Genomic DNA, 5,789 nt, shown 5'->3' with positions numbered 1-5,789 from the left:
GGGCCGAGATCGAAGCCGTCGTCTGACCTCAACGGGGAAAGGGGACCGCACACCTCAAGCGCAATTGCGCAACAACGTCCATTTGAAAGCCTTGTTTACATAGCCCAGATTTTGGTGCATGTTCATTTGGACTGAGGTGGTACAACTCGATCCCGTCTGTGTCTTCCCGGTCGTTCTGAATGTTCCTCCGCCACCACACCCCGCCCGGACCAGCGGTTTGCAAGCAAGGCACCTGATCATGCCGATGCCGGGAACGGCACGCGCACCTCATGGCGGAGGCCGACAGCCATATGACGCGGGAGGCGCGTCGGTCGGGATCGGCCGAGCGGCAGCCGCCCGGCCAAGGGCTTCAGCCGTCGTAATCTTCGTCGGAGACCATCTCCATCCACGTGACGCGGCTCCCGTCGATGCTCTCCTGAATGGCGATATGGCTCATGGCGGTATCGGGCGCGGCGCCGTGCCAGTGCTTTTCGCCCGCCGGGAACCAGACGATGTCGCCCTGGCCGATCTCCTCGATCGCGCCGCCCTCGCGTGCCACGCGGCCGCGGCCGAAGGTGACGATGAGCGTCTGGCCCGCGGGATGGGTATGCCAGGCCGTGCGCGCGCCCGGCTCGAAGGTGACGTAGAGGCCCGCCGCACGTCCCGGCTCCTCGGCCTCAAGCATGGGATCGAGCCGGACGGTGCCGGTGAAATAATCCTCCGGCCCGGCGGAAGACGGAATGGTGCCTGCCCTGGTGATCTTCATGCTGTCTCTCCTTTTCACCCTTCGCAACGCGCGAAACGGCAGGTCAGCGCGGGGACGTCCCTCTTTCCTGCCAGGACGGGCATGCGGCGCTGGACCGGCGTGGCGTCGAAGCACGACATCCAACGCCCTCGTGGCGGCGTCTGCGCGAGCGTTTCCGGGCCGAAAACCGCCCGGCCGATCAGACGATGGCCAGAGAGCGGTGAGCAGAAAGCGCACCCGGGCCGGGCGGAACCGGTCCGAGCAGAATGTCTGGGGGTGGGCCTCGCCGGCCCCCCGACGCGTCAGTTCTGCGGGTCGGCGCTCTCGCCCGTCTCCGTGGCGTTCGTATCGGCGCCGCCGTCGTAGGTGACCCGCCAGATCGTCCCGCCGGTGTCGTCGATCACGTAGAGCGCGCCATCGGGGGCGACGGTCACGTCGGACGGCCGGCCCCAGACCTCGGCGCGGTCGGTGCCGCGCGACCAGAAACCCGTCAGGAAGTTCTCGTAGGTCCCGTCCGGCATCCCGTCCGAGAACGGGGCGAAGACCACCTTGTAGCCGGTCGGCTGGGTGCGATTCCACGAGCCCTTGAGCGCCACGAAGGCGCCGTCGCGGAAGCGCTCGGGGAACATCTCGCCGTCGTAGAAGGCCAGGTCCATGGCGGCGGAATGCGGGTTGAAGATCAGGTCCGGGACTTCTGCGCTCTCGACCAGTTCGGGTTCGAGCTGCGCGAAACCGGGCTGCGGATTCGATCCCATGTAGCTGTAGGGCCAGCCGAAGAACTCGTCCTCGTCGACGCGGATCAGGTAGTCCGGGACGAGGTTGTCGCCCGCGCCGTCGCGCTCCTGCACGACGGCGAAGACCTCGCCGGTCTCGGGATGCACGTCGAGGCCGGCGGGGTTCCGCACGCCCGTCACCAGGGTCCGCTGGTTCGATCCATCGGCGGCGAAGCTCTGAATCGTGGCCTTGGGCTCGGGCTCGACGGAGATGTTGCCGAGCGATCCGACACCTACGTAAAGCCGCCCGTCCGGCCCGATCTCGATGTCGCGATTGACGTGGCCGGTCATCTCCCCGAACACCCCGCTCTCGGTCAGAAGCGACTGACCGGAGAAGTCGTAGAGCGGCTTGCGCTCCTCGATCGGCGTCTCGTCGACCGTCTGGTTACGGGCGCCCACGTTGCGGATGTTGGGCGTCTTGTAGGGCTGCGACCAGATGCCCTCGAGATCAGCGATCAGGATCTCGTAGTCGAAGTCGCCCTCGCCGGTCCAGTCGCGATGCGTGATCCCGTAGGGGCCGGTGAAGGGCTCGAACGCGCGGGAGATGATGTCGGCTTCGCCGTCCTGATCGGTGTCGCGCAGAAGCGCGATGTAGCCGCCCTCCTGCATGGAGACGAGCAGGTCGCCGTTCGGCAGGACGTGACCCTGACGCGGCCCCTCCGGTCCCCGGGCGAACAGGGTCGCTGTGAACCCCTCGGGCAGGGACAGCTCCTCGGGCACCTCGGTGGCGCGGAGCGGCGCATTGGCGACCGGCGGGCCCGGATAGGGTTCGGGCAGATCGGCGAAATCGACGCGGAAGCTCTGACCCACGGCCTGATCCTGCTCGGGCGTCGCCGAGATCGCGCTGATCGCCTCGCCGGTGGGCTGCCCGTCGGAGGCGACGATCTCCGCGTCGCTCGGTGCGGGGCTCGCCTGCCCGTCCGTTGCATCCTGGGCAAGGCCGAGGCCCGGGGCCGCGAACGTCGCCACGAGAGCCAGGGTGGAAAGGTGGGTATGACGGGACATCGGACGCTCCTCGAACGATCATGATCGAAGGCACAATGTCTGCCGGGGCCCGGGAGTTCGATAGGGCGTCGATCTTGGGGCGGTTTGCCGCGGCCGTGTATCGAGCCGGTTCCTGCCTGGTCCAGCCTTCGGCGGCCCTTCGCCCTCGCGGCTTTCCGGCCACGAAGCCTTGCTTCCCCGGCTCGTTCGAAGCGTCCGGGCCGAAGCGATCATTCCTCCGTCAGACAGGATGCGAGCGTGCGCGCCAGGTTTCGAAGCAGCGCGGGATAGAGGTCCTTGCCCGTCGGGATCAGCGCGCCGAGCGGGTCGAGCACCGCGGTTCGCGCCGGCGTTCCCTCGATCAGGGTCCGCACGAGCCCGGCGCTGTATTGCGGCTCCGAGAAGACGCAGACGACGTCGCCCACCACGACCCGCTCGCGCAGGGCGACGACATTTGCGGCCGAGGGCGGCGCCGCCTCGCCCGCCTGGATCGCGCCGGCGGCGGGAATGTCGAACCGTTCCTCGAACGCGCCGAAGCCGTCGTGGAAGACGACGAAGCCGCGGTCCCGCACCGGGGCCACGATCTCCTCGATACGCGACGTCAGGCTGTCGAGTTCGGCCCGTCCGGCCTCCGCGTTGGCCTCGTAGATCACCGCGTTCTCGGGATCGAGCGCGACCAGCACCTCGCAGATCACGTCGAGCCAGGCCTTGCCGGTCTGCGGGTCGAGCCAGGCATGCAGGCGGGCGTGATCGTGGGCGTCGTGGTGCCCTTCTTCCTCGTGGTGCTCGTGGTGCTCGTCGTGCTCGTGGTCCTCGTGGTGTTCGCCATGCTCCATGTGACCGTGCGCCGGCGGGACCAGCGCCACCGAGCGCGCATCCGGCGCCAGCGCCGCGATCGCGTCCGCGAGCCAGGGCTCGAGCTCCGGACCGATCCAGAACACGACCTCGGCGGACTCGATCGTCCGGGCCTCGGAGGGTCGCAGGGCATGGCCGTGAGGGGATGCGGCAGGGGGCAGGATCAGGGCGGGCACCTCGACCCCGTCCATGACCCGGACGACGAGCGAGTGGACCGGCCCGATATCGGCGGCCACGCGCGGCACCTGCGCCGCGGCGGGCGTGGAGAGAAGCAATGTCAGGGGAAGGAATCGGAGGAACATCGCGTACCCAAAGCTTGTCGGAACACGACGGTTGTTAGGCCGGATGTTATAACATATCAACACCGCATGACACCCGTTGGCTTCGAACCTCACGACCATTCCGACTGCATCGACGTCGCGGTGGCCGCCGCCCGTGCGCAATGCGAGGTGAACGGCTTGCACCTGACGCCGATCCGACAGCGCGTGCTGGAGATCCTGCTGCGCCGTCATCGGGCCGTCGGGGCCTACGACATCCTCGCGGAGCTGCGATCCGAGGGGCAGAAGGCGCAGCCGCCGGTGGCCTATCGCGCGCTCGACTTCCTCGTCGGTCAGGGCTTCGCGCACCGGGTGGAGCGGCGCAACGCCTTCGTGGCCTGCTCCGTGCCCGGTCAGCGGCACGCGCCGGTCCTGCTGATCTGCCGCGGCTGCGACGCGGTGGCGGAGACGCAGGCCGACCGCGACGACGCGCTCGGTCGGGCGACCGCCGAGACCGGCTTCACCGTGGAGCGTGCGGTTCTCGAGGCCGAGGGCCTCTGCCCGACCTGCCGGGACGCGACGGCGTGAGCGTACTGGCGGTCGAAGGGCTGGACGTGCGGCTGGGTCGGCGCCGCATCCTCCACGATGTCGGCCTGACGATCCGGCCGGGCGAGATCGTGACCATCGTCGGGCCGAACGGGTCCGGCAAGTCCACGCTGGTCCGGGCGCTGATCGGCGCGCTGCGCCCCGCCGCGGGTCGGGTGACGCGCCAGGCCGGGCTGCGGATCGGCTACGTGCCGCAGAAGCTCGCCGTGGACGCGACCCTGCCGATGACGGCGCGCCGGTTCCTCGGGCTGCCCCGGGCGGTCGACGACATGGCGGCGGTCGACGCCCTTTTCGCGGCGGGCGTGCCGTCGGTGGGCGACACGCAGATCGCGGACCTGTCGGGCGGGCAATTGCAGCGCGTCCTTCTCGCCCGCGCATTGTTGTCCGAGCCGCATCTGCTGATCCTCGACGAGCCGACGCAGGGGCTCGACCAGCCCGGGGCCGCCTCCTTCTACCGCCAGATCGAGGCGATCCGGTCGGAGACGGGTTGCGCCGTCCTGATGGTGAGCCACGACCTGCATGTCGTCATGGCGGCCTCCGATCGCGTGATCTGCCTCAACGGCCATGTCTGCTGCGAGGGGCATCCCGAGCAGGTCGCCTCGGCGCCCGAATACCGCGCCCTCTTCGGGACCGGCACGCAGGGCGCGCTTGCGCTCTACCGACACGAGCACGCGCATTCCCACGATCCCGCGCATCCCCATTCGCATTGATGGCCTTTCTGGACAGCTTCCTGATCCGCGCCGCGCTCGGCGGGGTGGGCGTCGCGGTGGCGGCTGGGCCGCTCGGCTGCTTCGTCGTGTGGCGGCGAATGGCCTATTTCGGCGATGCGACGGCGCATGCCGCGATCCTCGGCGTGGCGCTGGCGTTGGCGCTGGAGGCACCGATCTTCGGCGGCGTCCTCGTCGTGGCGCTGGGCATGGCGGCCACGATCGCGACGCTGGCCGGGCGGGGCGCGGCGACGGACACGCTTCTTGGCGTGATGGCGCATTCGGGGCTGGCCACGGGGCTGGTGGCGGTGTCCTTCCTGCCGAACGTGCGGATCGACCTGATGGGGTTCCTGCTCGGCGACATCCTCGCGGTGACGCAGACGGACCTCCTGTTGATCTGGGGCGGCGCGGCGGCGGTGCTCGGCGTGCTCGCGTGGCGGTGGCGGGCGCTGCTGACCGCGACGCTCGGCGCGGATCTAGCCCATGCGGCCGGGATCGACCCAGATCGGGAACGGATGGTGCTGATGCTCTGCCTCGCCCTTGTGGTCGCGGTCGCGATCAAGGTGGTGGGGGTGCTGCTGATCGGAGCGCTGCTGCTGATCCCGGCGGCGACGGCGCGGCGCTTCGCGCGGACGCCGGAGGCGATGGCGGCGGGCGCGATCGCGCTCGGCATGGTGGCGGCGCTGGCCGGGGTGTGGCTGTCCTTCCGCTTCGACACGCCGACGGGCCCGAGCATCGTCTGCGTGGCGGCGGGGCTGTTCGCGGTGGCGAGCCTGCCCGGGATACCGGTGCCTTCCCGATCCTGACTAAAGCGTTTCGGCATTAACCCGAGCCGTATCCGGCAGCAGTGAAGTAGTTCCAGCACTCCTGCGGGTCGTAGAGA

Annotated in this window: 6 protein-coding genes; 3 read left to right on the top strand and 3 right to left on the bottom strand. The window is 69.4% G+C overall.

All coding sequences use genetic code 11. The features are described 5' to 3' along the window. Positions 1 to 349: 349 nt before the first annotated feature. The 3 genes from Q1A87_RS22710 to Q1A87_RS22700 form a co-directional block, all read right to left on the bottom strand. On the bottom strand, positions 350 to 745 hold the full coding sequence (locus tag Q1A87_RS22710; protein ID WP_299656909.1) for a cupin domain-containing protein: 396 nt from the start codon (positions 743 to 745) through the stop codon (positions 350 to 352). A gap of 281 nt (positions 746 to 1,026) precedes the next feature. Further along, entirely contained in the window at positions 1,027 to 2,502 is a 1,476-nt protein-coding gene (locus tag Q1A87_RS22705) for a PQQ-dependent sugar dehydrogenase (RefSeq protein WP_299656906.1), read from the bottom strand. Positions 2,503 to 2,711: 209 nt separating this feature from the next. Next, positions 2,712 to 3,638: a zinc ABC transporter substrate-binding protein gene (locus Q1A87_RS22700; RefSeq protein ID WP_299656903.1), complete on the bottom strand. Its 927-nt coding sequence runs from the start codon at positions 3,636 to 3,638 to the stop codon at positions 2,712 to 2,714. 66 nt (positions 3,639 to 3,704) lie between these two features. Here Q1A87_RS22700 and Q1A87_RS22695 point away from each other — a divergent pair, with 66 nt between their 5' ends. The 3 genes from Q1A87_RS22695 to Q1A87_RS22685 are packed head-to-tail and all read left to right on the top strand — an operon-like array spanning position 3,705 to position 5,712. Continuing rightward, complete coding sequence (locus Q1A87_RS22695; protein WP_299656900.1) at positions 3,705 to 4,181, top strand: transcriptional repressor; 477 nt, start codon at positions 3,705 to 3,707, stop codon at positions 4,179 to 4,181. Further along, positions 4,178 to 4,909 carry a metal ABC transporter ATP-binding protein gene (locus Q1A87_RS22690; protein ID WP_299656897.1) on the top strand — a complete coding sequence of 244 codons (732 nt, stop codon included), beginning with the start codon at positions 4,178 to 4,180 and terminating at the stop codon, positions 4,907 to 4,909. The genes Q1A87_RS22695 and Q1A87_RS22690 overlap by 4 nt, the downstream gene beginning before the upstream one ends. Next, entirely contained in the window at positions 4,909 to 5,712 is an 804-nt protein-coding gene (locus Q1A87_RS22685; protein ID WP_299656894.1) for an iron chelate uptake ABC transporter family permease subunit, read from the top strand. The genes Q1A87_RS22690 and Q1A87_RS22685 overlap by 1 nt, the downstream gene beginning before the upstream one ends. The last annotated feature ends 77 nt before the right edge of the window (positions 5,713 to 5,789 follow it).

The sequence above is a fragment of the uncultured Jannaschia sp. genome, assembly GCF_947494055.1.
Classification (GTDB): domain Bacteria; phylum Pseudomonadota; class Alphaproteobacteria; order Rhodobacterales; family Rhodobacteraceae; genus Jannaschia.
The sequence above is the reverse complement of the archived record's forward strand: the minus strand, read 5'-3'. Positions and strand labels throughout refer to the sequence as shown.

What these genes read in the sequence shown, in the direction of transcription:
- Q1A87_RS22695 (WP_299656900.1), top strand. Translation starts at nt 3,705, where the DNA reads ATGACACCCGTTGGCTTCGAACCTCACGACCATTCCGACTGCATCGAC.
- Q1A87_RS22705 (WP_299656906.1), bottom strand. Translation starts at nt 2,502, where the DNA reads ATGTCCCGTCATACCCACCTTTCCACCCTGGCTCTCGTGGCGACGTTC.
- Q1A87_RS22685 (WP_299656894.1), top strand. Translation starts at nt 4,909, where the DNA reads ATGGCCTTTCTGGACAGCTTCCTGATCCGCGCCGCGCTCGGCGGGGTG.
- Q1A87_RS22710 (WP_299656909.1), bottom strand. Translation starts at nt 745, where the DNA reads ATGAAGATCACCAGGGCAGGCACCATTCCGTCTTCCGCCGGGCCGGAG.
- Q1A87_RS22700 (WP_299656903.1), bottom strand. Translation starts at nt 3,638, where the DNA reads ATGTTCCTCCGATTCCTTCCCCTGACATTGCTTCTCTCCACGCCCGCC.